The 26,995-nt window shown below is 70.2% G+C and carries 27 protein-coding genes and 2 pseudogenes; 8 read left to right on the top strand and 21 right to left on the bottom strand.

The window, feature by feature from the left end; all coding sequences use genetic code 11:
• The first annotated feature begins 39 nt into the window (after positions 1-39).
• Positions 40-465 carry an Lrp/AsnC family transcriptional regulator gene (locus AERO9AM_RS03720; RefSeq protein WP_159574948.1) on the top strand — a complete coding sequence of 142 codons (426 nt, stop codon included), beginning with the start codon at positions 40-42 and terminating at the stop codon, positions 463-465.
• A gap of 23 nt (positions 466-488) precedes the next feature.
• On the opposite strand, the gene AERO9AM_RS03715 is transcribed toward AERO9AM_RS03720, so the two are convergent.
• The 12 genes and pseudogenes from AERO9AM_RS03715 to coaA form a co-directional block, all read right to left on the bottom strand.
• The gene (locus tag AERO9AM_RS03715; RefSeq protein ID WP_159574947.1) at positions 489-785 is read right to left on the bottom strand and encodes a DUF503 domain-containing protein; all 297 of its coding nucleotides are present in this window, start codon (positions 783-785) and stop codon (positions 489-491) included.
• A 25-nt stretch (positions 786-810) separates the two neighbouring features.
• Positions 811-1,593: a ribonuclease H family protein gene (locus tag AERO9AM_RS03710; RefSeq protein ID WP_159574946.1), complete on the bottom strand. Its 783-nt coding sequence runs from the start codon at positions 1,591-1,593 to the stop codon at positions 811-813.
• A gap of 320 nt (positions 1,594-1,913) precedes the next feature.
• The gene (locus AERO9AM_RS17455; RefSeq protein WP_442923275.1) at positions 1,914-2,654 is read right to left on the bottom strand and encodes a G5 domain-containing protein; all 741 of its coding nucleotides are present in this window, start codon (positions 2,652-2,654) and stop codon (positions 1,914-1,916) included.
• Between the two features lie 147 nt (positions 2,655-2,801).
• Positions 2,802-2,906 (bottom strand): annotated as a pseudogene (locus AERO9AM_RS03700) (DUF2510 domain-containing protein); the annotation flags it as partial.
• A 75-nt stretch (positions 2,907-2,981) separates the two neighbouring features.
• On the bottom strand, positions 2,982-3,220 hold a 239-nt coding region (locus tag AERO9AM_RS03695), incomplete at its 3' end, for a MaoC/PaaZ C-terminal domain-containing protein (protein WP_268892331.1).
• Positions 3,217-3,423: pseudogene (locus AERO9AM_RS03690) on the bottom strand (FAS1-like dehydratase domain-containing protein); the annotation flags it as partial. The pseudogene AERO9AM_RS03690 and the gene AERO9AM_RS03695, both read right to left, overlap by 4 nt.
• A gap of 112 nt (positions 3,424-3,535) precedes the next feature.
• Positions 3,536-5,386, bottom strand: coding sequence for a glutamine--fructose-6-phosphate transaminase (isomerizing) (gene glmS / locus AERO9AM_RS03685; protein WP_159574944.1), 1,851 nt, complete (start codon positions 5,384-5,386; stop codon positions 3,536-3,538).
• A gap of 89 nt (positions 5,387-5,475) precedes the next feature.
• Positions 5,476-6,348, bottom strand: a complete 873-nt coding sequence (locus tag AERO9AM_RS03680) for an AraC family transcriptional regulator (protein WP_159574943.1) — start codon at positions 6,346-6,348, stop codon at positions 5,476-5,478.
• A 145-nt stretch (positions 6,349-6,493) separates the two neighbouring features.
• On the bottom strand, positions 6,494-7,117 hold the full coding sequence (locus AERO9AM_RS03675) for a hypothetical protein (RefSeq protein ID WP_159574942.1): 624 nt from the start codon (positions 7,115-7,117) through the stop codon (positions 6,494-6,496).
• Positions 7,118-7,297: 180 nt separating this feature from the next.
• Positions 7,298-8,143, bottom strand: a complete 846-nt coding sequence (locus AERO9AM_RS03670) for an AraC family transcriptional regulator (RefSeq protein WP_159574941.1) — start codon at positions 8,141-8,143, stop codon at positions 7,298-7,300.
• 107 nt (positions 8,144-8,250) lie between these two features.
• Positions 8,251-9,285, bottom strand: a complete 1,035-nt coding sequence (locus AERO9AM_RS03665; RefSeq protein WP_159574940.1) for a MauE/DoxX family redox-associated membrane protein — start codon at positions 9,283-9,285, stop codon at positions 8,251-8,253.
• Between the two features lie 39 nt (positions 9,286-9,324).
• On the bottom strand, positions 9,325-10,290 hold the full coding sequence (gene coaA / locus AERO9AM_RS03660; protein ID WP_159574939.1) for a type I pantothenate kinase: 966 nt from the start codon (positions 10,288-10,290) through the stop codon (positions 9,325-9,327).
• Positions 10,291-10,559: 269 nt separating this feature from the next.
• Here coaA and AERO9AM_RS03655 point away from each other — a divergent pair, with 269 nt between their 5' ends.
• The 4 genes from AERO9AM_RS03655 to AERO9AM_RS03640 all read left to right on the top strand — a co-directional run bounded on the left by AERO9AM_RS03655 (position 10,560) and on the right by AERO9AM_RS03640 (position 13,961).
• A complete protein-coding gene (locus AERO9AM_RS03655) occupies positions 10,560-11,066 on the top strand; it encodes a hypothetical protein (RefSeq protein ID WP_159574938.1) in 507 nt (168 codons plus the stop codon).
• 146 nt (positions 11,067-11,212) lie between these two features.
• Positions 11,213-12,154 (top strand): Ppx/GppA phosphatase family protein, encoded by a 942-nt coding sequence (locus AERO9AM_RS03650; protein WP_159574937.1) that lies wholly within the window; start codon positions 11,213-11,215, stop codon positions 12,152-12,154.
• Between the two features lie 43 nt (positions 12,155-12,197).
• The gene (locus AERO9AM_RS03645; RefSeq protein WP_328821147.1) at positions 12,198-13,031 is read left to right on the top strand and encodes an arsenate reductase/protein-tyrosine-phosphatase family protein; all 834 of its coding nucleotides are present in this window, start codon (positions 12,198-12,200) and stop codon (positions 13,029-13,031) included.
• 237 nt (positions 13,032-13,268) lie between these two features.
• Positions 13,269-13,961 (top strand): helix-turn-helix domain-containing protein, encoded by a 693-nt coding sequence (locus AERO9AM_RS03640; protein ID WP_159574936.1) that lies wholly within the window; start codon positions 13,269-13,271, stop codon positions 13,959-13,961.
• Between the two features lie 72 nt (positions 13,962-14,033).
• Here AERO9AM_RS03640 and AERO9AM_RS03635 read toward each other — a convergent pair whose 3' ends face one another.
• The 3 genes from AERO9AM_RS03635 to AERO9AM_RS03625 form a co-directional block, all read right to left on the bottom strand.
• Positions 14,034-15,116, bottom strand: a complete 1,083-nt coding sequence (locus tag AERO9AM_RS03635; RefSeq protein WP_159574935.1) for a PqqD family protein — start codon at positions 15,114-15,116, stop codon at positions 14,034-14,036.
• Positions 15,116-16,594, bottom strand: a complete 1,479-nt coding sequence (locus AERO9AM_RS03630; protein ID WP_159574934.1) for a polysaccharide biosynthesis tyrosine autokinase — start codon at positions 16,592-16,594, stop codon at positions 15,116-15,118. The genes AERO9AM_RS03635 and AERO9AM_RS03630 overlap by 1 nt, the downstream gene beginning before the upstream one ends.
• A 136-nt stretch (positions 16,595-16,730) precedes the next feature.
• Positions 16,731-17,393: a hypothetical protein gene (locus tag AERO9AM_RS03625; protein WP_159574933.1), complete on the bottom strand. Its 663-nt coding sequence runs from the start codon at positions 17,391-17,393 to the stop codon at positions 16,731-16,733.
• A gap of 216 nt (positions 17,394-17,609) precedes the next feature.
• Between AERO9AM_RS03625 and lepB the strand changes: the two genes are divergently transcribed.
• Entirely contained in the window at positions 17,610-18,335 is a 726-nt protein-coding gene (gene lepB / locus AERO9AM_RS03620; RefSeq protein WP_159574932.1) for a signal peptidase I, read from the top strand.
• Here the strand turns inward: lepB and AERO9AM_RS03615 are convergent.
• From AERO9AM_RS03615 to AERO9AM_RS03600, 4 genes are all read right to left on the bottom strand, one after another.
• Positions 18,313-19,368 carry a heparan-alpha-glucosaminide N-acetyltransferase domain-containing protein gene (locus AERO9AM_RS03615; RefSeq protein ID WP_159574931.1) on the bottom strand — a complete coding sequence of 352 codons (1,056 nt, stop codon included), beginning with the start codon at positions 19,366-19,368 and terminating at the stop codon, positions 18,313-18,315. The genes lepB and AERO9AM_RS03615 overlap by 23 nt on opposite strands.
• A 157-nt stretch (positions 19,369-19,525) precedes the next feature.
• The gene (locus tag AERO9AM_RS03610) at positions 19,526-19,789 is read right to left on the bottom strand and encodes a PqqD family protein (protein ID WP_159574930.1); all 264 of its coding nucleotides are present in this window, start codon (positions 19,787-19,789) and stop codon (positions 19,526-19,528) included.
• A gap of 59 nt (positions 19,790-19,848) precedes the next feature.
• Positions 19,849-20,604, bottom strand: coding sequence for a hypothetical protein (locus AERO9AM_RS03605; protein WP_159574929.1), 756 nt, complete (start codon positions 20,602-20,604; stop codon positions 19,849-19,851).
• 10 nt (positions 20,605-20,614) lie between these two features.
• The gene (locus AERO9AM_RS03600) at positions 20,615-21,088 is read right to left on the bottom strand and encodes a hypothetical protein (RefSeq protein ID WP_201298571.1); all 474 of its coding nucleotides are present in this window, start codon (positions 21,086-21,088) and stop codon (positions 20,615-20,617) included.
• A 375-nt stretch (positions 21,089-21,463) separates the two neighbouring features.
• Here AERO9AM_RS03600 and AERO9AM_RS03595 point away from each other — a divergent pair, with 375 nt between their 5' ends.
• Complete coding sequence (locus AERO9AM_RS03595) at positions 21,464-22,312, top strand: helix-turn-helix domain-containing protein (RefSeq protein ID WP_159574928.1); 849 nt, start codon at positions 21,464-21,466, stop codon at positions 22,310-22,312.
• A gap of 13 nt (positions 22,313-22,325) precedes the next feature.
• Here AERO9AM_RS03595 and AERO9AM_RS03590 read toward each other — a convergent pair whose 3' ends face one another.
• A complete protein-coding gene (locus AERO9AM_RS03590) occupies positions 22,326-23,234 on the bottom strand; it encodes a hypothetical protein (protein ID WP_159574927.1) in 909 nt (302 codons plus the stop codon).
• Positions 23,235-23,317: 83 nt separating this feature from the next.
• A complete protein-coding gene (locus tag AERO9AM_RS03585; protein WP_159574926.1) occupies positions 23,318-24,103 on the bottom strand; it encodes a hypothetical protein in 786 nt (261 codons plus the stop codon).
• Between the two features lie 645 nt (positions 24,104-24,748).
• Here AERO9AM_RS03585 and AERO9AM_RS03580 point away from each other — a divergent pair.
• Positions 24,749-26,989 (top strand): pre-peptidase C-terminal domain-containing protein, encoded by a 2,241-nt coding sequence (locus AERO9AM_RS03580; RefSeq protein ID WP_159574925.1) that lies wholly within the window; start codon positions 24,749-24,751, stop codon positions 26,987-26,989.
• Positions 26,990-26,995 lie beyond the last annotated feature (6 nt).

Here is a 26,995-nt window from a genome sequence, read left to right as displayed (position 1 = left end):
CACTGCGAATCCGTCGGTGGAACGGCTACTCTGAGCGCCGTGGACGCCATCGACGAGCAGATTCTCGGCCTGTTGCGGGAGAACGCGCGCCGTTCGTTCAGTGAGCTCGGACGCGCCGTCGGGCTCAGCACCAACGCCACGGCGGCCCGCGTCCGGCGCCTCGAGGCCGACGGCATCATCCTCGGCTACACGATCCGCACCGGCGTAGACGCCCCGGATCCGCACGGCGGACTGGAGGTGTTCATCGACGTGCGGCTCGACGCCAGCACCGACTTCGACGCCTTCGCCGAGCGCGTCGCGGAGATCGGCGAGATCGTCGACGCGGTGCACATGACCGGCCCGTACGACGGCCTCGTGCGCGCGTTCACGCGCGACACCGCGTCGCTCGACCGGCTGCTGCGCCGCCTCAAGAAGGAGTGCGGGGCCGCGCAGACGCAGACCCGGGTCGCGCTGCGGTCGCACTGACCCTGGCGTGCGGGGCGCCGCCGTCAGTCCTCGCTGCTGTGCAGCCCGCGGCGCTCTGAGAGCACCGTGATCTCAGGATGCTGCTCCGTGAGCAGACGCTCCGCCTGATCCAGAACATCGCGCACGTGCGACGCATGCGCCGCCACGACCGAGACACCGAGCATCGTGCGGCGGTGCAGATCCTGCGCGCCGACCTCGGCGACCGCCGCCTCGGTGCGCCGGCCGAGGTCCGCGAGCAGAGGCCGGATCACGCTCCGCTTCTCCTTCAGGGAGTGCACGTCGCCGAGCAGGATGTCGAACTCGATCCATCCGATCCACATCCCGACAGTGTGGCACCGGATCCGGTCAGATCAGACGCCGCAGCGCCTCCTCCAGGCTCACGCCCTGGGCGTCGGCGCGGTCGCGCAGCCGGGCGTGCTCCTCGGCGCTGAGGGCGATGCGCAGGTCGATCGGGGGCGTCGCCGCGGGCACCTCGAGCCCGTCGAGCAGGTCCGACGCCTCCGCCCACAGCGCCGGAGCCTCTGTTCGGGCCGGGGCCACGGGGGCCTCTGTTCGGGCTGGGGCGGGGGCAGCCGCACCGGAACCACCGCCGGCGGCGGTCGAGTGCGTGGGTCCCGCGGGTTCGGGGAGGCTCGCCGAGGCCCCGGCGATGACCGGAGCGGCGGCGGTGAACCCGGGCCCGCGGTCGGGCTCCTGCTTGCGCTGATACGCGGTCGCGGCGGCGTTCGCGCGCTGATCCGCGGCCTCGTTCAGAGGGTGCCCGGCGTGGCCCTTCACCCAGCTGAACGACACGTCGCGTCCGCGCAGCTCGGCGTCGATGCCCTCGAGCAGCTCGCGGTTGAGCACGGGACCGCCGTCGGCCTTGCGCCACCCCTTGCGCTTCCAGCCGGGCATCCACTTCGTCACCGAGTCGATCACGTACCGGCTGTCGCACTCGATCACGAGCTTCTCGCCCGCGACCGCGGAGGTGGCGCGCAGCAGCTCGAGCACGGCCTGCAGCTCGCCCTGGTTGTTCGTGCCGTGGGGGGATCCGCCGGCCGCCCAGTTCGCATCGTCGATGTACCAGGCCCAGCCGCAGGGGCCGGGGTTGCCCAGGGCGGATCCGTCTGCCGCGGCGGTGATCGTCATCCCTCCACCGTAGGGCGTAGCGGGATGCCGCCCGGGCGTGGCGCTATCCGGGGCGCGGCCGTCGCTTCGCAACGCAGGATGGATTCCGCATGAGCCCGTCATCCGGCCGTTTCGTCGGTTCCGAGGAATCCAGCCTGAATTGCGTCCGAGCGAGATCGGCGAGCTCGGTGACCGCGGTGGCGGGGGCGTACGGCGGTGTCGCCGGGCACGTGGTGCGCACAACTCAGGCTGGATCCCCCTGGATCGGCGGTTTCGGCCGGCATTGCGGCGCGGCAGCGCGTTCCAGCCTGAATTGCGTGTGCGCGAGGTCAGCGAGCGGGCTACTCGCAGCCGATGCCGTCGCCGTCGTTGTCGAGACGGTAGATGTCCTGGCCGATCACGCGGACCGGGCCCTGAACATAGGCGGGGCCGTTCCCGCTGCCGCCCGCGCAGTCCACATCGCTGGCGATGGGCACGCACGCGTCGGCGTAGTTCGAGTCGCACTGCCCCGACGGCTCCTCCTGAGCAGTGAACGGAGCAGGAGGCGCGGCCTGCTGCTCGCGCGTGCCGTGCGCCGTCACCTCGGTGACCGGAGGCAGGGTGATGACCTCCTTGACGACGGTCCGGCCGGTCTCCTTGCCGCCCACTTTCGTCACGCGGTACGTCGTGACCTTGGTGCCGTCGACGCCGGCCGTGACGACCTCCGTCGTTCCGAGGTCACGGTCGGCATCGTCGACGGTGGAGCGCTCGAAGGGGATCGTCGTCGTGACGTCGATGTCTTCGAAGGTGGTCGGAATCGGCGTCGGGGTGGGCGTCGGTGCGACGAACGCGTGCGGCGTCGTGGTGGCTGAGACGGCCGTGGCTTCGTTCGCCGGGCGCGTGGCGCCGTTCGCTGCGCCTCCTCCGAACACGAGCAGAGCCGCGGTCCCTAGCGCCAGCAGGCCGGACGCACGGGACCGCATCCGCAGCCGAGGTGCGCTTCCGCGCACGAACACATACACGGCGACGCCGATCGCGGCCACGACTGCGAGAGCGAGCAGCACCGGCGTGGTGCGCGCCAGCACGCCTCCGAGGAGGATCACGCCCACGGCGATCAGAGCTGTAACCCACCAAGGTCGCCGCCGAGCGATCCCGGAGTCCGCCGCCGAGGTGCCCGTCGCCACGGAGCTCGGCGCAGAGGTGCCCGTCGCCGCGGTGCCCGCCGTCGCAAGGGGAACTGACGGGGTGTGGGCGGGAGTCGTGTGCGCGGTCCAGGACGTGCCGTCCCACCAACGCAAAAGGGAGGCGTCCTGGGGGTCGGGGTACCAGGCGGGGGAGGGAGGCAGATCGGGCATCGCAGTCGCCGTTCGGGTCGGTCGGCATCGGGTTCTCGGATCCTATCGATCACCTGAGAGTGCGTCCACGGGTTNACCCAGCCGCGGTCGCCGAGCCACTCGGCCACCGGCTGCACGGCGATCCCCATGGTGAGCATGCCGTGGGCGAGGACGCCGGGCAGACCGACCGAGGCGGCGACGTCGTCGCGGTAGTGGATCGGGTTGAAGTCGCCCGAGGCGCCGGCGTACCGGACGAGCGAATCACGGGTGAGGTGCACGGCACGTTCGGCGACGACGGTGCCGACCTCGAGCGCGGTGGCGGGTGCGGCGGTCATGCGTCGTCTCCTCGGACCACGAGGGTGGAGGTCGCCGTGACGACGTGCTCCCCCTCGGCGTCGTTCATGGTGCTCTGGGCCGTGACCATCGCGTTGCCGCCGAGGGTCTTCACGCTGGTCACCGTCAGGGTCGCGGTGAGCTCGTCACCGGCGACGATCGGACGGTCGTAGGTGAAGGACTGCTCGCCGTGGACGGGGCGGCTCGGCGAATCCCGGGCCGCGAATCCAGGGCCGCGAATCCCGGAGCGCGAATCCCGAATCCCTGAGCCCGGGGCGCCGAACGCGGGCGGAGTACCGGGCCGGGCACCCCGGAGCTCACTCCACGGTGACGGACTTCGCGAGGTTGCGCGGCTGGTCGACGTCGAGGCCCTTCGCCGTGGCGAGGGCCATGGCGAAGATCTGCAGCGGCACGACGGCGAGGATCGGCTCGAACAGGGCTCCGGCGAGCGGGATCCGGATCACCTCGTCGGCGAACGGCAGCACGGCGGCGTCGCCCTCCTCGGCGATCACGATCACGCGGGCGCCGCGGGCGCGGATCTCCTGGATGTTCGACACGACCTTGGCGTGCAGCAGCGAGGAGTGCCGTGGAGACGGCACGAGCACGAACACGGGCTGGCCGGGCTCGATCAGCGCGATCGGACCGTGCTTGAGCTCGCCCGCCGCGAAGCCCTCGGCGTGGATGTAGGAGATCTCCTTGAGCTTGAGCGCGCCCTCCAGCGCGATCGGGTAGCCCACGTGGCGCCCCAGGAACAGCACCGAGCGGGTGTCGGCCATCCACCCCGCGAGCTGGGTCACGTGCGCCTGCTCCTCGGCGAGCACTTCCGCGATCTTGCCCGGGAGCGCCTCGAGCTCGGCGACCGCGGCCGCGCCCTCCGCGGCGGGCAGCGTCTCGCGCACGCGTCCGGCGTGCAGACCGAGCAGCAGCAGCGCCGTGATCTGCGCGACGAAGGCCTTGGTCGAGGCGACGGCGACCTCGGGCCCGGCGTGCGTGTACACCACGGCGTCGGACTCGCGCGGGATCGTCGCGCCCTGGGTGTTGCAGATCGATAGGGTGCGCGCGCCGCGCTCGCGGGCGTACTTGACCGCCATGAGCGTGTCCATGGTCTCGCCCGACTGACTGATCGACACCACGAGCGTGTTCTGGCCGATCACCGGGTCTCGATAGCGGAACTCGTGGGCGAGCTCGACGTCGACAGGCACGCGCGCCCACTGCTCGAGCGCGTACTTGCCGACCATGGCGGCGTACGAGGCCGTGCCGCACGCGGTGATGATGATGCGGTCGATGCCGCGGAACAGCTCGTCGGATCCGTCCAGTTCGGGGATGACCACGGAGCCGTCGTGCACCCGGCCGCGGATCGTGTTCGCGACCGCCTCGGGCTCCTCGGCGACCTCCTTGGCCATGAAGCTCGGCCAGCCGCCCTTCTCGGCGCTGGCGGCGTCCCACGACACCTCGAACGGCTCGGGGGCCACCTCATTGCCGGCGAAATCGGTCACCTCGACCGACGACGGCGTGATCGCGACGATCTCGTCCTGGCCGATCGCCAGCGCGCGGCGGGTGTGCTCCACGAACGCAGCGACGTCGGATCCGAGGAAGTTCTCCCCCTCGCCGAGACCGATCACGAGCGGCGAGTTGCGGCGTGCCGCCACGACGAGCCCCGGCTCGTCCTGATGCACGGCCAGCAGCGTGAAAGCGCCCTCGAGGCGGTTGACGACCGTGCGGAACGCCTCGCGCAGGTCGCCCGTGCGGCGGTACTCACGACCGATCAGCGCTGCGGCGACCTCGGTGTCGGTCTCGCTCCGGAAGGTCACGCCGTCGGCCTCGAGCTCTGCCTTGAGCGGCGCGAAGTTCTCGATGATGCCGTTGTGGATCAGGGCGAGCCGATCGTCATCGGCGAGGTGCGGGTGCGCGTTCGCGTCGGTCGGCCCGCCGTGCGTGGCCCAGCGGGTGTGCCCGATGCCGGTCGTGCCGTCGGCGAGCGCGGCGTCGCTCAGCGAGTCGCGCAGCACCTGCAGCTTGCCGGCCTTCTTGCGCATGCCGAGGGATCCGGTCTCGTCGATCACGGCGATGCCGGCGGAGTCGTACCCGCGGTACTCCAGGCGGGCGAGCCCCGCGAGCAGGATGTCCTGACTGGGGCGCGGCCCCACGTATCCGACGATTCCACACATGTTTTCCAGGGTACGGGCCGAGTTTTGCGCGGGTTCCGAACGAACTCCAGCGGCGAGCTCCGAGGGCCGAGCCGAAGGGGCTGCCGCGCTCAGGCGCGCGCGCCATGGCGCACGGCGCGCGGCGACGGCAGCCCGGACAGGGCGAAGGCGCGGCGCATCCCTGCGGCGTCCGTGAACCCGGCGTGCTCCGCGATCTCGGCGATCCCGAGGGGCGCGTAGTCGGGGTCGCTCATGAGCTCGCGCGCGAGCTCGACGCGGATCCGGCGCAGCTCCTCGGCGGGCGCGCTGCCCTCGGCCGCGAACATCCGCTGCAGCTGCCGCACCGACAGGTGCATGTCCCGGGCGAGCTCGGCGACGCCGAAGTCCCGATCGCCGCGGCGGACGAGCATGAGCGACCGCGCCCGCTCGATCCCGGATCCCTTGCGCCCCTCGACGGCCACGCGCGGCGCGGCCTCGACGAGCACGCTGAACACCATCTCGGCGATGAGACGCTCCACGAGGTAGTCGGTGTAGACGGTCGGATCCGCGTGCTGCGTGAGCAGCGAAGTCAGGAAGGCCTGCAGACCCCGGCCGATGGTGCTCAAGGCGATCACCTCACCCGGTGCGCGCACCCCCGACTCGATCTCGGCGAGCGCATCCCACGGCACCCAGGCGCACATCGTCGTGCCGGCCGTCGCCGCGGCGACCGTGACCGTGCGATGAGGATGCAGGAAGCAGAGCGTCCCCACAGGCGCTTCGGCACGCGCACCGTCGCCGTCGACCACGCGGAGCGGGACGGCGGAGAGGAGCACCGCCGCGAACGCGTCGCCGCCGGCCGGCTGCGCGGACCAGCGCCACTCCGCAGCCGGATCCAGCGCGTGCTGCGTCGCCAGCACACTGCGGTAGCGCTGTGCGACGAGCGGGTTCTGGCGTCCCGCGCCGAGCAGCCGCATCACGGCCGCGACGTCCCTGCTGCTCCCCATGACGCGACCTCCCACAGGTCCCGCGGGTGCGGCTCCCCAGTCGCATGAGCCCGCGTGCGCCACACTCTACGCGTGAAATGCGCCACGCGGAACATCGCTTACACGACATGCCCGCGGGTGCGACCACGCGCCGCCGGACCGCAGCTCACAGCCCGGGGCCGGAGTGGGAATGGGCTGGCGTCGCCTTCGCATCGCCCGAGCACGGCGGCAGCGAGCCGAGCGGCGCCGTCACCGTTCCGTTCCTGGTGACGCCCGCGTCGACGTAGGCGAACGAGAGCGTGGCCGTGCCGTTGGCCGAGTCGTCGAACAACCCGGCATCCACGTAGAGCGCCACCTTCTTCTTCGCCGGCACGGTGTACGAGGACGTCAGGCGTCCGCCGACCGAGAACTTCGCGCCGCGCGCGAGGCGGTTGACGACCATGCTCCCCAGGACGACCGTGATCGGCGCAGACGTCGTGTTCTCGAAGGCGAAGGTGCCGTGGTAGTACTTCGGGTTCCCCGGGTGCTTGCAGAACGTGCCCGGCTGGTAGGTCGGGACGATGGCCGTGGGGGTTCCCGTGCCCGGAGTTCCCGTGCCGCCACCGGGGATCTGCTCACCCGGCGTGCCGGTCTCACCGCCGGGCGCGGTGGTCCCGGAGGCGTTCGCGAGCGGCGCCGCCGCGGCCATGGCGATCACGGGCAGGCTCCAGGCCGCACCGCGCACCACCGTGCGGCGCGTGATCGCGCGCGGCTCGTCTCCATGCGCCTCGTCGGTGTTCGTCTCGGACATGCGTGCCTCCCCGGGCATCGGCTGCGGTCGGCGCGCGGGCTCCCCGGCCCGGCGCACAAGACCCCGACTATGCCGATATTCCGGTTCTGGCGAGAGCGCCCGCGTCGCGAACATCACGAACGACGGCGCGTTTGTCACGTTCGCGCCGCGCCGGCGCGGTGGCGGTGGCGAACTCGTGCCTCAGACCGCCGCGTCGGCACGCAGGTGCCGCGGCGTCGGCAGGCCTATGGCGAGGAAGGCGCGCCGCATCCCGGCGACATCCCGGAAGCCCGCCCGTTCGGCGACCGCTTCCAGTCCCTCGACCCCGGTGTGGATGAGCCGGCGCGCGTGCTCCACACGGCGGGCGCGCAGCTCCGCCAGCGGCGTGGTGCCCTCCTTCGCGAACATGCGCTGCAGCTGCCGTCGTGACAGATGCAGCGCCTGAGCGAGCGCAGCCACGTCGAACTCGGGATCCGTCCATCGCATCCGCACGATCTCGCGGGCGCGGTCGATCGCGCGGGGCCGGCGGTCGGCCGGCTCGACGTTCACGAGCACGCCCTGGACCGCCCCCACGATGAGCCGCTCGGCGAGCACCCCCTCATCCACTCCCGCGGCATCGGCGAGCATGCCCAGGAGGAAGGCGTGCAGGCTGCGCGCGATGGCGCCGTCGGGGAGCAGCTGCCCCGACGTCGTGACGGCGGCTGCCGCGTCCGCGACGGTGTCGTGGCGCACCCAGGCGAGCGTCGCGGCGCCCGGTCGCTGCGCACTCACCTCGGCAGCGTGATGCGGATGCAGCAGGCACATCGCGCCGGCCGGGATCACGCGGGCGCGGCCGCCCTCGAGCCGGAGCCGCAGCGGCACATCGGCGAAGCACACCACGAGCAGCTCGTCGCCGCAGTGCTCCGGCGCCTGCCAGCGCCAGACATGCGCCGGTTGCACCCGATGCCGGCTGATCAGCGCGCCGCCGCATCGGAGAAGGGCGAGCGGAAGCTCGTGCCCGGACCCGAGCCGCCCCAGAGCAGCGCGCGAGTCGATGATGATCCCCATTGCAAGACATCCCCATGTCCTGCCCGGGAGCGCGATTTCCCCATCGCTTCGACTCGTCCGGGCTCAACCAGAATACCGGTTCGACCGGTTGCGGCCCGCGCCCGTCCTCACCGGGCCGGCGGGCGCTCTCCGTGGAGGCTCTCGTACACGTCGTCCACGAACTCGGCGATCGAGTTCGCCCCCATCACCGGTCCGCCGGCCAGCAGACCATCCGCGCCGAGCAGCAGGGCGGTCGGTGTGAACCACTGGTCGGCGAGCGACGCGCCGACATAGCGATGCGGATCGTGCAGGGTCTGCGGCTCCTGCGTGGACGCGAGCTTGCTGTTCTCCGGTGCACTCTGCAGCAGGAAGCGCACCGACACCTCGGGCAGCAGCGCGCGATAGGCGTCGATGCTCTCGATCACCGGCAGGCACGATCCGCAGGTCTCCGAGACCGCGAGAAGGAGCACCGGCTCCTCCCGGGAGAGGTCGCGCAGCGTCACCGTCGTGCCATCGGCCAGCTGCACCGGCACCGCGGGGGTTCGCGTGCGCAGGTAGTCCTCGAGATCGTCTTCGGATCCGGCGGCCGCCGTCGTGTCGAGCGCGGCCGTCGCCTGCCCCTCGTCGATGGGCGCGTGCTCCTGCACGAGCACGAATGTCACCGCGACGGCGGCGAGCGCCAGCACCCACGGCCAAGAGGTCGCGGCGAGCACCGCGACACCGCCGAACATCGGGAGTGCGCCGATCGTCAGGGCGGAGACCACCGCCAGCAGGGTCAGCCAGGCGTTGCGCAGCAGCGTGCGGCCGGTGATCGGGCGGCGCTCGCCGAAGCAGGCGCAGGACGCGTCGGGGGTCTGCTGCCGCGCGCGCCAGACCATCACCAGGTACGCGGCGAACAGCAGCACGGCGACGACCGCCGCGGCGATGCCGAGTGCGCCGCCGAGCAGCAGCAGGGCCGCAGCGAGCACGAGTTCGGCGACGGGGTGCAGGCGGATCAGCCACTCCCTGCGCAGGACCGCGGGGATCCCGAGCGCTTCCCAGCCCGCGGCGTCATCGGGCGTGCGCAGCTTCGCGACCCCGCTGACGACGAGCACGCCGACCAGGATGAGCGTGGACGACAGCGCCAGCGCGGGCAGAAGAAACACGTAGAGAGCGGTCCCCATCCGGCAAGTATCCCAGGCGCGCGAGCCGTCGGGATGCGATCAGAGCTTGCGCAGCAGCACCGACTCCACCGCGTGCGAGGCGCCCTTGTTCAGCACGAGGGTCGCGCGGTGCTTGGTCGGCATCACGTTCTCGATGAGGTTCGGCAGGTTGATCTCGTTCCAGTACCCCAGCGCCGTGGTGACGGCCTCCTCGTCGGTGAGGTGCGCGAACACGTTGAAGTACGAGGACGGGTTGGTGAACGCGCCCTGCCGCAGCGCCAGGAACCGGTCGACGTACCACTGCGCGATGTGGTCGAGCTCGGCGTCGACGTAGATGGAGAAATCGAAGAGGTCGCTCACGGCGACGTCGTTCGGTGCGGGCGGCGGCTGCAGCACGTTCAGCCCCTCCACGATCACGACGTCGGGCCGGCGCACGACGACGTGCGCATCGGGCACGATGTCGTAGCGGATGTGAGAGTAGAACGGCGCGCGCACCTCATCGGCGCCGCTCTTCACGCGCGTGAGGAACTCGATCAGAGCGCGTCGGTCGTACGACTCCGGAAAGCCCTTGCGATCCATGATCCCGCGGCGCTCGAGTTCGGCGTTCGGGTAGAGGAAGCCATCGGTGGTGACGAGCTCGACGCGCGGCGTGCCGGGCCAGCGGCTCATGAGCTCGCGCAGCAGACGTGCGATCGTCGACTTGCCGACGGCGACGGATCCGGCGACGCCGACGACGAACGGCGTGGTGTCGTCGTCCTCGCCCAGGAATTGGTTGGTCGCCTCGCCGAGGCGCTTGGTCGACGTGGCGTACAGGCTCAGCAGCCGGCTCAGCGGCAGGTAGACCTCCTGCACCTCGGCCAGATCGAGCCGGTCGCCGATGCCGCGGATCTCGACGATCTCGGTCTCGCTGAGCGGCTGATCGAGGCCCGCGGCCAGGCGCGCCCAATCAGCCCGGTCGATGCGTCGGTACGGCGACAGCGACGGCAGCGTCTGCGCCTCGAGGGGTTCGGAGCTCACGGGCTCCATCGTATCGGCGGTCCTTCCGCCGGCGGCGCCCGCGCTCCTGCGCCCGCGGCCGGGCCCCGAGCGTCGCCGCGTGGAGCACGCCGATCAGAAAGAGACCAAGTTCAATCACGCAGCGACCACGGAGCACTGCGCCTCACAGCAGACCGTCAGCCTGGCCAAGTAACCAGCGCGTCGCCGCGGATCCCTGGAGCCGCGACGTGCGCAACGTCACCGGTTTCGGCCGCCTCCCCAGGGCTGTCCGATTCCGTCCCCAACACCGGAGGTACGTCTTGGAAGACACCACACAGTCCACCCGCAGCGTCAGCCGCCGCACCCTCGTCAAGGGCGCCGCGTGGTCGGTCCCCGTGATCGCCGTCGCCGCTGCCAGCCCGCTCGCCGCCGCCTCGACCGCGACCAACGTCGGCGACTTCAGCCTGGCCGGCAGCTGTGGCGTCCTGGGCGTGCTCGGCCCTGGATTCACGCTCACCGCAGGCGCGGCTCCGCTGCCCGCGGGCACCGTCATCAACATCACGGGCTCGGGCATCGCGAACATCGGAGTGTTCTCCGTCACCGGCGGTACCGCATCCGTGAACGTCCTCTCGCCGACCTCGCGTCAGGTCACGCTGACGGCGCCGCTCGCCGCGGGCGCCACGCTCGACCTCCGCACGACGCTGTCGCTCAGCGTCGCCTTCACGCTGAACGCGTCGACCACGCTGCCCTCGGGCTACGTCGCCGGCAGCGGCGCGAAGCAGAGCGGCACGGTCACCTCGACCCTGGTGCTCTGCAGCGCCAGCTGATCGATTCGCCGTTGCCGACCTCGTCGGCCAAGGGGCCGGGTCTCGCACCCGGCCCCTTTCGGCACCCCCCGGGATTGCCCCTCCGCGCGCGCCTGACCGTCCCCGACGCGCGGAATCCGTTCGCACGCAGCGAGTATCCTTCCCCCGTGCGTCTCGGAGTGCTCGACATCGGATCCAACACCGTCCACCTGCTCGCCGCCGACGTGCATCCGGGCGGCAGACCGCTCGCGACCACGAGCGACCGCACGGTGCTGCGCCTGATGCGCTTCCTGACCCCGTCGGGGGCGATCAGCGAGGAGGGCGTGCAGGCCCTCCTCACCGCGGTCGTGCAGGCCCGCGCGATCGCCGAGCGGGAGCGGGTCGACGCCCTGCTCGCCACCGCGACGAGCGCGGTCCGCGAGGCCGCGAACGGCGCCGAGGTGATCGCGCGCGTGGAGGCGGCGCTCGGCCAGCCGCTGCAGGTTCTGGATGGCGAGACCGAGGCCCGGCTCACCTTCCTCGCCGTGCGGCGCTGGTTCGGCTGGGCGGCCGGGCAGATCCTGCTGTTCGACATCGGCGGCGGTTCGTTCGAGGTGGCCGCCGGCTCAGAGGAGCTTCCCGACATCGCGGTCTCGGTGCCGCTCGGCGCCGGCCGCTCGACGGTGATGTTCCTCCCCGACGATCCGCCGGGCGAGGAAGCGGTCGAGCGGCTGCGGGCGCACGCCGCCGATGTCTTCGCCCCGGTCGCGGCGCGCTTCTCGGCGCTTCCCCGCCCCGATCACGTGGTCGGCTCCTCCAAGGCGATCCGGTCGCTGGCGCGGCTCGTGGGCTACCCCGCGCCGGGCTGGTCCGGCTCGGAGCGGATGCTGCTGCCGCGCGCGGCGCTCGGATCCTGGATTCCGCGCCTTGCGCGCCTTCCTGCGTCGGCGAGGCAGGAGCTGCCCGGGATCACCCCCGACCGCACCTTCCAGATCGTCGCAGCAGCGGTCGTGCTGCACACCGCGATGACGGCGATGCGCGTGGAGGAGCTCGAGGTGTCGCCGTGGGCCCTCCGCGAGGGCGTGCTGCTGCGCTACATAGAGGATCGCGCGCACGACGCAGACCACTGAGACAGACCGCCGCGGGTGTTTCCCCATCCCCTACCCTGGTGTCATGAACGACGCGAGGGATCTGGGGTCACCGCGCGGCGAATCGCCGAGGCCGCTCACCCGACGGGAGCTGCGGCAGCGCCGCGAGGCAGCCGCCATCGCACAGGCGTCCGGAGCGCATCTCGACGCCGAGCCGGCACAAGGCGCTCCCGCGCAGACTCACGGTGCCCCGGAGCCGGTCGTCCCTCCGCCGGGCGGCGCCTCCTTCGGCTCGCTCGCCGGCATGTTCGCCGGCACGCCGGCGCAGGTCTCCGCGCAGCCCACGGTGCTGACCGTGTGCACAGGGAACATCTGCCGCTCGCCGCTCGCGGAATCGCTGCTGCGCGCCCGTCTCGCCGACCTCGACCTGCGTGTTCACAGCGCGGGCACGCACGCCCTGGTCGGGCACGCGATGACCGATCCCGCGCAACAGCTCGCGAGGGACCGCGGAGTGGATCCGGCCATCGCCGAGGCGCACCGTGCTCGCCTGCTGACGGAGGCGCTGCTCGACGACGCCGACCTCGTGCTCACGATGACATCGGAGCACCGCGACTACGCGTTGCAGCTGCTGCCGCGGCGGCTGCACCGTGTCTTCCCCGTGCGGGAGTTCGCGCGCCTCGCCGAGGGCCTCGACGACGCTCAGGTGCGAGCGGTCGCGGACCGCGCCGGTGATCGTCCGCGCGATCGCCTGGTGGCCGTCGTCGAGGCGGTCGCGAACCGTCGTGGCGGGTCCGCACCGAAGGACGAGGACGTGATCGATCCGTACCGCCGCTCGGCGGCGGTCTACGAGGAGTCGGCGGCGCAGCTCGCCCCGGCGCTCGTCGAAGTCGAGCGCGTGATCCGCGCAGCTCTGTTGTAGCGGGTTCGCGTCGTCCTCCCTCAGCCGTCATACTGGTCTGCAGGGGGCGGTAGTATGTCGGCCTGTCCACGTCCGAAAGGACCCCCTCATCCCGTGACCTCCCCTTCGACCAGCCGCTTGCTGGAGACCCACCTCGGGCTCAGATCGCACTCTGCAGGACTCGTCAGCGCACGTGCCTTCCGCTCGGTCCTGGTCACCGTGCATCGTCCTCAGGAGCAACGGTGGACATGGCGCGAGGTGGCCGAGGATCCCCACGTCGCCGTGCTGTTCGCGACCGGTGAGAACTCCGACGGATCCGCGCCTCCGGTCGCACGATTCGTCCCGCCTCACGCGGAGAGCATCGAGTGGAGTCGCTCGAGCGAGGTGATCGCGGTGTGGGTGCCGGTCGACACCCTCCGCGAGCTCATCCATGACACTCCGCTGCGACCGCTCATCCTCCAGCCGACGCCGATGGTGCTGGCGTTCCGCGCGTTCACACTGGCGATCGCCCGCAACGCGGAGGACACCACATCCATCTCGCGGTACGCGATCGAGCGTCTGCTCGCCGAGATGGTGTTCGGCGCCCTGCTGGAGGTGCTTGCGGGCGACCTCCCCGAGCGCGGTCAGGCTCCGCTGGCCGATCGCGCGCGTTCCACCATGCTGCTGCACCGGGAGGATCCGCAGTTCACGATCGCGGAGCTCGCCGGCGAGCTGCATGTGTCGTTGCGCCACCTGCAGAGGGCCTTCGCCAAGCTCGGCACCACCCCGGGGGACGCGCTGCGACGGCTGCGCGTCGAACTCGCAGAGTCCCTCCTGCGCAACCCCGACTACGAAGTGCTGACGATCGAGGAGATCGCCGCGCACTCCGGCTTCACGAGCGGCCTGCAGCTGCGCCGCGCGCTGCGGGCGGAAGGCCTGCCGTCGCCGACGAAGATCCGCCCCGTCCGCTGACGACCGAGGCCGGCGCTGTTCGCACGGGCTCACGACACGGTTCGCACGGGCTCACGGCGCTGTGCGCTGGGCTCAGCGCCGGCGCAGCACCCCGGCGTCGACGAGCTCCGACACCGCTGCCTCGACCAGGTCCCGCGGATCGCCGTGCTCGGGCACCCCGAACTCCGCGACGACGTCGGCGACGATTCCGTCGACGGAGCGGCCGGCACGCAGCGAGTCCCAGATCCTCGGCGCGATCCCGTCCAGCACATGCACCCACCGCTGCGCGAGCACGACGACGCGATCGCCGCACCGGATGGCATCGCGCACCTCGGAAAGGTCGAAGTCCGGGTTCTCCCCCGCGGCGATGGCGGGCTCCCAGGCTTCGTGCACGCGTGCGTGGTCCAGCAGCTGCGGCAGGATCGGCGGCACGGTGGACGCATCGGGATAGGTCAGCCGGACGACGCCTCCGAGGCGATCGCAGACCGCGGCCACGGTCTGCAACGGCGCCGGCAGCTCGGCGAGATAGCTCATCTGCGGGGCCAGCTCGGCGATCGCTTCGGGGAACGGCACCTGCTCGATGCTCGGCGCGGCGTGCTCCGCGTCGCGGGTGATCAGGACCAGGGCGGCCGCGGTCAGGGGCGCATCCGGCAGGGGCTGCAGGCTCGCCGCGGACGGAGAGACCTGTTCCTTCGGCCGGCCGTCGCGCACCACGGAGAGCGGCTTGCGATAGGGCTGCACGGTGAGCGCCGGATCGAAAGCGATCGTCTCGTCGGAGACGTAGCCGTAGGCGGATCCGAGCGCGCGGCTGAGCGTGGTCTTCCCGCGGCCGGACGGGCCGACGAAGGCCGCGACCCGGCCCTTCTCATCCGCGACACCGCAGGCGTGGAACATGAGCAGCTCGCCGCTGCGCGCGTTGAGTGCGGCGAGCGTGACCTGCATGGTGAGCGACTCTGCGAGGGCGTCCGGCTCGATGCCGGCCGAAACTGGGACCACCGCGGCCGGGTCGCTTGCGGCGTCGTACGGCAGGCGTGCGCCTTCCCAGGAGGCACGGATCGCGCTGACCGTGTCCGCGGCGATGCCGTCGGCGAAGGCCAGCCGGATCCGCACGCCGAGAGCGCTGACGTCGAGCGGAGCGTGCCGGGTCCCCTCCGGCGCGGTCGCGTCGGAGGTCATCACGCCGCCTCCGACTCTCCTCGCCGGCGGGGGCCGCCCTCGCGCACCGCACCCGATGGCAGCTCCTGCTCGTCGCTGCGGTAGTAGTCGCCGTGGTACTGGTAGCCGTAGTAGGCGGCGCCGCTGCCACGCCGCGGCACCTTGTTCAGCACGAGGCCGAGGGCACGGGCCCCGGCGCGCTCGAGGTTGCCGATGGCCTTGCCGAGCACCTCGTAGGTGGTCTTGCCGACCGTGCCGACGATGATCGCCCCATCGGCGCTGTGCGCGAGCACCGCGGCGTCCGTGACGGGGATCAGCGGCGGGGCGTCGACGATGACGATGGCTTCGCGCGCGATCGACTTCAGCAGTTCGCGCATGCGCGCGGATCCCAGCACCTCGCTGGGGTTCGGCGGCACCTTGCCCGCCGCGACCACCAGCAGCTGCCCGTTGCCGAAGCGCTGCGCGACCTCGGCGATCGTCGCACGCCCGGCGAGCACGTCGGAGATGCCGGCGCCCTTGGGCAGGCCGAACACGGTGTCGATCATGGGGCGGCGCAGGTCGCCGTCGATGAGCACGACGGGCTGACCGCTGGAAGCCAGCGTGACCGCGAGGTTCGAGGAGATCGTCGACTTGCCGTCGCCGGGCAGCGGACTGGTGACCACGATGATGCGCGGCGGGTTGTCGACATCCATGTACTGCAGGTTGGTGCGCAGCTCGCGCATGGCCTCGCCGATGCCGAACAGGTGCGCACTGTCGCTGCCGCGGCTGGTGCCGCCGTCGAACGGCAGCAGCCGGTTGTCCGCGGTGAACGTCTTCTCCTCCGGGATCGTGCCGACGACCGGCTTGCCGGTCTCGCGCTCCACCTGCTCGACCGAACGGATCCGGCGATCGAGGGTGTAGCGCAGCAGACCGTAGCCGACGGCGATCGCGAGGCCGATCAGCGCTCCGAGGGCGAGCGCGAGCTTGGTGTTCGGCGACGACGGCGCGTCCGGCAGACGCGCGGAGTCGATCGGGCTGAGGAAGACCGCACCCTTCTTGGCCGGGTCCGTGGTCTCGAGGCGGTTGACCTCTGCACCCATGGAGCGCACCCAGGCCTCGGCGATGTCGCGGGCCTTCTCGGGCGAGGACGCCTCGGCCGTGACCTTGAGCGTGGTGGTGTCGACGGTGTTGGCGACGCTCACCTGCTTCACGAGCTGATCCGCGCTGGTGTCGAGCCCCAGGTCCTTGATCACGCCGTCGGCCACCGCACGGGACTGGCCCAGTGCGACGTACGTCTTGACGCGCCCCGAGGTCAGCGAGTTTCCGAGCATCGCGGCGCTCAGGCTGCTGTCGCCGGTGTCGTTCGCGGTCGTCGCCTGGACGATCGCGGAGGCGTCGGCCGTGTAGACCTTCGGCTGCAGGAGCGTCCAGCCGAAAGCGACGGCGACGCCGAGGAGCGTGATGAGAACCATCCCGAGCCAGTGCGCCCGGAAGACCCGAAGATACTCACGCAGATCCATGTAGGCGGTTCCCCCTCGCTCGGCTCACCCTGCGAGGGCGACAGTCAACGGCCCTTCGATGCTACCGGAAGCGTCTTCCGGGACGCGACAGCACGGGCCGCCCGGGGCGGGAGCGACCCGTGCTGTCCAGGGGAGGTCAGGCCGGTGTGGCGGTGCCGGTGAAGTTGACCGTGCCGGCGCCGAGGGTGACGATGCCCGTGCCCACGCCGTGAAGATCCCAGTCGAAGCACAGGGAGCACGTGACCGAGCTTCCCGGCGCCCCGGCGCCGAGGTCGATCGTGAGGAAGACGTCCATGCAGATCTGGAGGTGCGTGGGGGCGGGCGTGTAGCCGAGCCCGCCTCCGTTGGGCATCGACACCCCGGTGAACGCGGGGATCGCGGTCAGGACGTCGACGAGACCCAGCGTTCCCGCGCCGACGAGATTCGTCAGGGTCTGCGTATAGGTCTTCACGGGAACGCCGTTTCCCGCACTCATCGTCAGGGCCGCGCTCGTGAAGGTGTAGGTGTACGCGGAGAGGAACCCGGTGTTGGAACACGCGGAGGTGTCGAGGCCGAACGCCGGCGCGAGCAGGATCGCCGCGGTGTTGCCGAGGACGACGGCCTGGGAGGTCCACGCCCCGATGATCGGAAGGCCCAAGACCTGGACGATGCCGGACGTGTAGCACGTCGGGCACGGCGGGTTCGTGCTCGCTGCGGCCAGCGGGGTCGCGACCGCGGCGGCGACGACGGGCACCGACCAGGCGGCGCCCTTCAGAACGGTGCGGCGGGCGACCCGCGCGGTGGTGTCGATCTCGGACATGCGTCCCCCCCAGCAGTGGCGTGTACGTTCGGAACGATCCGAGGCCCTTCGTTCACCGGCTCGTGACCGCACTCCGACACTGTCGACACGTCCCGGGTCCTCGCAGGTCCACGTCGTCAGAACGTGCAAACGCGTCGCCGAAACGATGAAAGCGCCGGATGAAGGATCCGGTCCCTCGTTCCGGTCTCTGCCCTCCGTCCAGGGCATGATGGACGCATGGCATCCGACACGGCGGCACCGGGCCCCGCGCCGAGGCGTCCGCTCTGGCGGCGGATCACCGGCAGCTTCCTCTTCCAGCTGTGCGCGGCGTTCGTCGTCTTCGGGCTCATCCTGTCGTTCGTCGCGAAGCCGTACTGGGTGCCGTCGGGATCCATGGAGCAGACCCTGGAGGTCGGCGACCGCGTGCTGGTGAACCGGCTGGCGTACACGGGAGGGGCCACCCCGCATACCGGCGACGTCGTCGTCTTCGATGCGGACGAGACGTGGGATGGCGGTGCCCGCGCACCGGAGAACCCGCTCAAGGCGGCACTGCGCTGGCTCGGCGAGGTGTCCGGCTTCGGCCCGTCGGGCCCGCACACACTGATCAAGCGGGTGATCGCGGGGCCCGGGCAGACCGTGAAGTGCTGTTCGGCGGACGGACGGCTGATCGTCGACGACAAGCCGCTGGACGAGCCCTACGTCTACCAGGACTTCGCGTTCCGGCCCGGCTCCCTGGACTGCACCACGACACCGGCGTCGACGCGCTGCCTCCCCGAAGTAACCGTGCCCAGCGGCTCCTACCTCGTGATGGGCGACCACCGCTCCAGCTCGTCCGACGGCGCGGTGCGATGCCGGGGGACGACGACACCGGACGCCGGCTGCTGGCGCTGGGCCCGCGCCGACGAGATCGTCGGCAGAGCTGTCGTGATCCTGTGGCCGATCAACCGGTGGTCGGGACTCTGACGGACGTGCCCCCGGGCCGCAGCAGCGGCTTCGGGCGGCCCGAGGCGGCGCCCATCAGCCATTCGACCGGGCCGGTGCCCACGAATCGCCACCACAGCACGGCGGCGACCAGCGGCAGCACGACGACGCTCGCCCAGCCCACGAGGTTGTTCTCGCTGGGATAGCCGGTCGCGCGCGCCCAGAGCGAGACGACGCCGACGTGCAGCAGGTAGAGGCTGAGAGCGAGCTGCCCCCAGATCCGCAGCGGCGCGAAGACCGCCCCGACGGCGCGTCGTTCCGTCCGCGTCGTCGCGATGAGCACGACGACGGCGTACATCGCGAACACGAGTCCGATGTCGTGCAGGGTGTCCGGGTAGCTGCCCGAAACGAAGGCGGGCAGGTGCAGCACCTTCTCCAGCAGCGGCTTCACGACGTACGCGACGGGCGCAGTGGCGAGCATCAGCCACATCGCGCGGTTGCGCTGCAGGCCGCCGCGCAACAGGAGCGCCCCAAGCAGGAAGAAGGGCAGCAGGTTCGACACGCGGTACGAGTGCCCGAGCACCGTCCAGTCCGCGAGGTGCCGCACGACGTCGTTCGACGTCAGGATCTCGGCGACATGGGCGCGGGCGAGCTCGTTGAGCGGGGCGCCGATCACGACGGCGGCGGCCAGGACGATCGCCAGCACCCGCGTCGGCAGCAGCAGCAACGGCGCTCCGATGAGAAGCAGCAGACCGAGCTGGCAGAGCACGATCACGACCCACGAGCCCCATGTCGCCATCCACAGCCCGAGCACGATGAGCAGCAGTCCGCGGATCGCCTGCTGCAACAGCGTGGTGCGGACGCGACGCGAGCCGTTCCACACGAGCTGCGCCGACATGCCCATCACCAGGGCGAACAGCGGTGAGGCCAGGTCGTTGATGTTGCCGAGGACGAATCGCGCGAGCCCGGGGATCTGCGGCAGGAACGGAGTGGCGTGAGCCAGCAGCATGGCCACGATCGCGATCCCGCGCAGGACGTCGGGCACCACCAGGCGCCCACCTCGGTTCACCGTCATGCAGCTCCCCCCGTCACGGTGTGCACGCTATCGCACTCCGGACGGCAGCGGTGGGGCAGACCGTCAAGTGCTGTGCCGCGGACGGAAGACAGGACGCCGGTCAGGATTGTGAAGATGCTGGCAACCGCGGTCGGCCGCGTCCACTCATGGACAGGGATCAGGAGCGCGAGGCGGCACCATCCTGCGCGATCAAGCCGAGCTCTTCCAGCGACGCCATCGCGGCGACGATGTCCGGAGCGCAGACGTCGCGAGGCACGCCGAACTCCTCGGTCGCCCGCCGGATCACGTCCCCGACTCGTGCCCTCGTGCCGATCGCATTCCAGATCCAGATCCCGGTTCCCGCCAGTGCGTGGGAGACTCCCGTCTCGATCGAGAACAGGATGAGCTCCTCATCCACCGTGCCTGAGCGGATCGACGCCACGCGTCGGACTGTGGTCGATTCTGTCCAGGCCATAGAGGGCTCCCGTGTGAGAGGACTTGTCAACGGAGACGCATGCAGTGGCGCTCAACGGCAGCCGCGCGCGCACGGAGCGACGTCTGTGGCATCCAGCGAAAGCGGAACACCGGCACACGCTGTGCGAGACGGACGATCTCGTCGAAATGCCAGGCACGGCCCGCGGGCGTATCGATGAGATCGCTGTTGTACGTGGCGCCGTGCATGAGCGCGTCGAAGCGCTCTTTTCCGCCGAGCGTCGAGAACTCGCTCGTCGTCGCGGGTCGAGGGTCGACGATGTAGATCGCGCGGAGCGGGCTGGGCTCCGCGACGAACAGGTGCGGGCGCTCGTAAGCGAACTTGTCTGCGCCGGGCAGGATCCGGTGCGCCTCGTCGGCGTCCCAGCCAAGCTCTCGTGCGCTGCCGCCCCACAGCGTGACCATCGCAGGCTCCGGCTCCAACTGAGGCGTTCCTGAGTCCGACCAGGTGAGAGCCGCGATGTCATCGGATACGTATCTCCATCCGCGCCCCGTCATGGCTGCGGCAATGCTCGACTTGCCTGCGCCAGGAGCGCCGACCAGACCGAGGGCGAATCCGGCGCGGACCACCGCGGAGACGTGAAGAGGCAGGACCTCCTGAAGCTGCAGGTGCAGCGCACGCCCGGAGCCGCGCAGCAGGCCGTCGACCTGCGCGGGGACCGCCCCGGGGGCGCGATCGACTCGCGCCCCCGAGGCCGGATCGACGATCAGCGTGCCGACGTCGGGAACGACGATCTCCCGCCGTCTGTCGATCGATACGTTCATCGCGGGTGACTCAGGCGCACGTTCCACAGTTCTGGGGGTTGTTCGCCCTGAACGGCCCCGAGTACTGTGCGGCGTAGATCGTCTCCGTCGTCCCGTCGCTCAGCGACACGGAGAAGATCGTGTTCTCCGCTTTGAGAGTGTCCAGTGCACAGGCGCCGCCGGGTGTCGAATAGTGCTGCTGGCTGCCGTTGGGCTTGAACTCGTAGTTGCCCTTGCTCCCCTTCAGCACGGCCTCCACCGTGCCCGTCGACCACTCCGTCGTCAGACTGACGCCGGTGACGTTCACTCCCGCGCTGGGAGTGAACGAGAACGTCCACGTGCCGTTATTGCAGCTGTAGAGCGCATTCGACATCTGCGCCTTCTGCGCCGTCGAGGCTGCGTGGGCCGGTACCGCTGCGGCAGCCGCGATGATCGGCACGCTCCAGGCAGCCCCCTTGACGATCGTGCGGCGGCTGATTCCCGCGGTATGGCGTTTCTCCGACATTTCCTTTCCCCTCTTCTTGCGTCAATGGGGTGGCGACGACGTGAGAGGTGGATCCACTCACGTCGAAGAACGCCACGACGGCGCTATCCCCAGTGCAGGAGCCTCGGGTCGGCTGATCGTCCTGCATCGGCAATCCTTCATTCGCCGATGCGGCGCGATCGAACCAGAATCGTGAATCGAGAGTCTGCGGAGCCTCGGCTTTACTTTTCGGTCAGACGTGCATCGGCGACGGTCTGGACTACCGGGTGCTGGCACGCATTCCATGGCATCCTTGTGGTCCCTCTCCCCTACCGCGATCAAGGAGCAGCGGCGCGAGCCCGACACGACATGCGCTCACACTTCGACCTCGACACCCACGATCCGGGCGCTCCCTCGGTGTTCGCCGAACTCGGCTGGGTGCTCGATGAGGCGTACGCGCCGTTTCGTGCGGGCGGCGATGTGCTCACGGGCAGCGGATTCGTGCTTGCCCGCATGTGGCACACCCCTTTGCGCGCTCACACCGAGGCGTCATGCATGACCGACGAGTGCTTCTCAGCCATGCTCGTCGTCGAGGGCAATGGTCAGCGCTCGATCGGTCAGGCTCAGGTTCCTTTCGAGCCCGGGGTTCTGATGATCCATGACGCTCGCCTGGAGACCGAGGTGGACGTGCCCGTGTCCGTCGCAGCGATACACCTCAGCCGCGCCTGGAACGCGATCCTTCCCAGCGGCGTACGCGCCGAGGACGTGCCGCTGTCCTTCCGTCCGCCCGCGCGCTTCCAAGCCGTCCTCGCCGCTATCGTGAACACGGCCTTCCAGGAGCGCATCGGAGAGTCGGACCTCGGCTACACCGCGTGGCTCGCGTCGATCGACGCCGCGATGTCAGCGTTGCTCAACAGCGCCTTGGACGATCTCCGTGTCGTCCGCAGCCCCGCGACGCTGTATGAACGGGCAGTGGCGCTCATTGAGCAGCAGTACTCGGATCCGGAGTTCACCGTCGCAGACCTCGCCGAGAGCCTGAGCGTCTCCAAGCCGTGGCTGCATCAAGCATTCGCCAATGAGGGGACGACGCCGAAACGCGTGCTGCAGCGTGTCCGCGTAGACCACGCGCTGCGTCTGCTGCCGCCTCTACCGACGCCGACGGAGATCGCCGACGCCGCAGCGGCATCGGGTTTCGCCACCGCGCGGGCACTGCGACGCTCGTTGCGCGCCGGCGAGCCGGACACCCCCGCGACGACCGCCGGCTGAGAGCACGCTCGCGTCACCACTCCCAGCGAATGCCGACCTCTCCGGGCCCGAAGTCACGCTGGCGCTGGTGCACGCCGGCGGTGTCGGTCAGATCCACCGGCCATTCGTGCTTGAGCCCGCGCTCCTCGAAGTACATCCAGCATTTGGCCGGCACCGATTCCGGGTCGAAGTTCACCCACACCAGCGCTTCCTCGAGCCGCTGCTCGGCGAGGATGGAGTAGTCATCCACCAGGCCGAGGTCGTACTCGTCGGAATGCGTGATCTCGACTTCCGTGAGCGCCGATTCACCGAGCCGCAGAGGGCGCGGAAACAGCAGCCGCACACGACGGACGTTCTTGGCGGGTTGCACCATCTCCTCAATGGTGCAACCCGCAATCGCCCGGAATTGGAACGCTTCCGCGCCTGATTCTTCATCGGTGCCGAGGAAGACGGTCACCCCGTCCGCACCGTCGCGATTGGCGACGAACAGCCGGCGGACGGTGTACTTGTCGACCTGGCGGTGGCGGCCCACATCGATGGTCACCTGGGTCGACACCCGGGAGACGTCGCTCTCTCCGAGGAATGTCGTCTCGTCCTTCGGTTCGATCACGGGAGGCGCCATGATCCGGTCGAATCGCTCGACATGACCGATCCGGCGGGCCGCAGAGCCCGGCACCAGACGGGCGAGCGCCCCCGGCGCCAGTCCGAGTATCGCTTCCACTGCCGGCAGCGCTTCGAGCGATGACGGGCGTTCGGGAAGGCGCTGACCCGACCTCCAGTACGACAACGTCGTCAACGAGATCGGGTGGCCCTTCGCCGTCAGACGGTCGCGGAGCTCAGTGAGTCCCACACCCGCGTGGGACAGGGCAGACGTGATCGCCGCCGCGAATGCGTTCACCTCTGCGCCGCCGCGCCGTGTTCCTGTGCCCATCGACTCATCCATCGGATCTCCCATTCCTGCGAACGATGGCCCCCCAGATTAGGGCCTCACGGCGAAGCTCGTGCTGCGGTTACGGCACGATCGGGTCAGGCACGTGCGGTCGCCGACGCAAGCCTTCGAGCAGCATGGGTGTTGCGATGTTCGATCCGGGCCGAACCACGCGATCCTGCCATGACGAACCGGTGCGAAGCGTCCATCCGGGAAGCACCCAGCGCGCTGAGCATCGAGGGCACCGAGGAAAAGCCGGTCATCCTCGCGAGCACTGCATCGTCGATGTCGGCCCCGCGCAGGTCGAGGAGTTCACCGACCGCGGCAAGACGGATGTGACGCAGGACGCCCAGCGGCGTGGTCCCCGCCGCACCGAATGCCCGAAACAGGCTCGACGCGGAGGCGAAGGCGCCCTCACCGATCTCAGCGATCGAGAGGTCCGCACGCTGGTAGTTGCGCTCCATGAAGACCAGCGCCCGCCGATAGAGTTCGGTGTTCGCAGCGGAAAGGCCTTCAGGGATCCAGCTGCCGCCGGACTGGCCGAGCAAACCGACCGCATGCTCGACGGCACGCCAGTAATCGGAGAACCCGTTCTGGCCCGGTTGCAACCCGCCCGCGATCCCCTGGTTGACGATCGCGGCAAAGCTGGCGATTGCGACTCTCGAGGGGCGCAGTATTCGATATCCGGCACCGCTGTCCGAAACCATGCCGAACGCCCTCGCGATGCGCCCGGTCCACAGGCCGGCCGCCGACATCACAGCCACCGGACTCGTGCTGAGGAGATCCAGGGTTCCCGCGCTCGCAAGAAGCAGGTCCCCTTCTCGCACCGGCGAGGATCGGAATCGGTCGCGGACCTCAGCTTCACCGTCGAGCACGAGGAGCATCCGCCAGCCTTCATTCCCGGGCGACGCAGGCCATCGCGCGCTCAACGCCGTGCTCCACGTGCGCGCGGCGAACGTCGTGCCATCGCCGACACGCTCCGTCAGCACCCGCGTCGCGCGGGTTCCCCTGAGATCCCATCCCACGGCCTCGGAAACGACGGCGTGCCGCTGAGTGTCATGCGCCTTCCCCAGCATCCCCAAGATTCCCCCTCTGCCCCACCGGGCGCCTCTGCGCACCTCCCCGGGCGCGCTCGTGTCACACACGCGTGAGCCCGCCTTTGCGCAGCGTTGGCCCCGGGTTGCCTGGCGTCTGGGACGCACCTGTGTGCGCGCCGGGCAACCCGGGAGCCGAAAAGCGGCTGGTTCAGCCGCCTTTGGACGGCACACTGGGACGTGCCGCACTTGGCCGGCACGCGGGGACGTGCCGCCGACGGTCGAGCTTCCCCAGCGTCGAACCGTCATTCTCAGTGTGCGGAGACCGATCACCATCCGCATCACCTCAACCGTGTGATCCTGCGGACGCAATGGGACGATTCACCCGATCAAGGTGATGTGGCCGCGGCACGCCCTCCATGACGATGAGTGAGGTCCAGGGGGATGGCCTTGCCCGCTCCTGGGCTCTCTGCCTCGGAACCACAGGAGACGCTCATGCTGTCACGCCCCCTGCTCGCTCGCGCCGCCACGATCTGCGCCGCGACCGTCGCCCTCCTGGGGTTCGCGTCGCCGGTTCATGCGGCATACGCACCAGACCCGAACGCCCCCGCGATCACGACGAAATCAGATCCGATCGGCGGAGGAATCGACACGCGTCCCGGGGCCAAGAAGACGGTCTGGCTCGTGTTCCAAGGCGGCGCTTTGACGGGCACCCCATGGAATGACGACCGCGACCCCGCGAGTCTGAAGGGCACCCCGATCGACTTCGACCAGGCCAAGGGCGATTCCGCAGCCTTGCGCAGCGAGGTCGCGGCACGGCTCGCCGAGCTGTTCTCACCGTTCGACGTGACGTTCACGACGACCCGGCCGAGCAAGGATGCGCTGAGCCGGGATTCCGCGACCGACGACACCTACGGAGATGTCGTCGTCATCACCTCTGAGTCGCTCGGCGCGACCGGACTCACGATGCACGACGCCGACGACGCCGACGGCATCGCCCATTCCGGCACCTTCGGCGATTCCTCGGACAACTACGTGTGGGTCACAAACGGCGGCATGGTGCCGAACAACGCCAAGCAGATCGCGGACGTCGCAGCACATGAGATCGGCCACACGCTCGGTCTCGCCCACCACGGCTACGACGACTCTGCGGCCGGGGGTCAGAAGGACGTCTACTTCACGCCCGACCGCGGCCTCTGGGCACCGGTGATGGGATCTGCCGACGACGTCGCGATGGTGCGGTGGTCGAACGGCGGCTATCCGAACGCCACCAACCCGACCCAGGACGATCTCGCCGTCATGACGGACGCCTCGGTCAACGACTCGCACACGAGCTATTTCTACCGTGACGACCACAGCCGCGCCGACCTCAGCGGCGGCTATTGCGGAACCGACGGCGTCGACGTCTACACGGTCTCCGGCGACTCCTGCGACGTCCCGGAGAGCCAGAGACGCTACGTCGACCAGCACACGTACTTCACCGGCCGTCTGCAGTACCAGCCCGACGCTGTCGGCGACACCGACGCCACCGCGACGACCCTCACCGCCGGCTCGCCGGTGGATGGGCTGATCGAGCGCAACGGCGACAAGGACGTCTACGCGGTCACGGCTCCAGCCACCGGGGTGCTCGACGTCAGCACTGCCGTGCGACAGCCTGAGTCGATGCTCGACGTGCTACTGACGGTGCGGGACGGCTCCGGCACCGTCATCAGCACATTCGACCCGGGCCTGAGCCAGACCGGAGGAGACCGCCGACAGGGCGTCACCGGGGAGAGCGCGTCGGGACGCGTCGCGCTGCCTGGCGCCGGCACCTACTACGTGCAGGTCGAAGGCACGGGGTTCGGCGACGTGAGCACGGTGACCCGCAAGGACACCTCGAACTACGCCGCCGCCTACGGTTCGATCGGCTCGTACACTCTGAGCGCGTCGTTCCTCGCACCGCAGCTCGGCGCGAAGACCGACGGACGCACGATCACCCTCAGCGCATCGCTGGGTGCCGACGCCCTGCCGGTCGACTACCGGCTGCCCGGCGGATCCTGGCAGGCGTATTCGACGCCATTCACGGTGGCCGGCGCGGGAGCCGCCGACGTGGACTGGCGGGCGACAGCGATGGGCGGCGCACTCGTCTCCACCTCCACCGTGCACCTGGCGGCCGTGGGCGGAGCCGCGCACGCGGATGCCCTCGGGTCGGCGAAGACCGTGCTGACGGGCGAGTCGGTGTCCGGGTTCGGCGTGAAAGTGACGAGTGTCGCGGGCGATGCCGTCCTCGGCGAGGACGTGGCCTTCGCGATCGTGGGCGGCCAGACGGCTGCCGGCGAGACGAGCGTGCATGTGCGCACCAATGCGGCGGGCATCGCTGTGGTACCGGCGGTGTCGTCGAGCACGCCAGGCAGCATCCGGATCACCGCAACGACTTCGCTCGGTACCGTGACGCTGCCGACGATCACCGTGAACGCCCCGGCAACCTCGATGGCGGGCGCCGTGCAGGCCACCTCGAGCGTCGTCAGCGGCAAGATCGTGCTCACGGTCATCGCCTGGAACCAATCGGGCGCGCCCGCATCCGTCCAGATCAAGACGAAGTATGGATCGAAGACGTTCACCGGTGTTCCCAGCGGTGACACCGTGACTGCGACGATCAAGACCTATGCGACGACCATTCCGGCTGGATCCGTGTCCGCGACGTTGACCGGTGCCGCGGGGACCGCGACCGTCACCGGAACGTACGACGCGCGCTGAACACCG

Source organism: Microbacterium sp. 8M (assembly GCF_902506375.1).
Taxonomy (GTDB): domain Bacteria; phylum Actinomycetota; class Actinomycetes; order Actinomycetales; family Microbacteriaceae; genus Microbacterium.
This window is presented reverse-complemented; position numbering and strand designations above follow the sequence as displayed.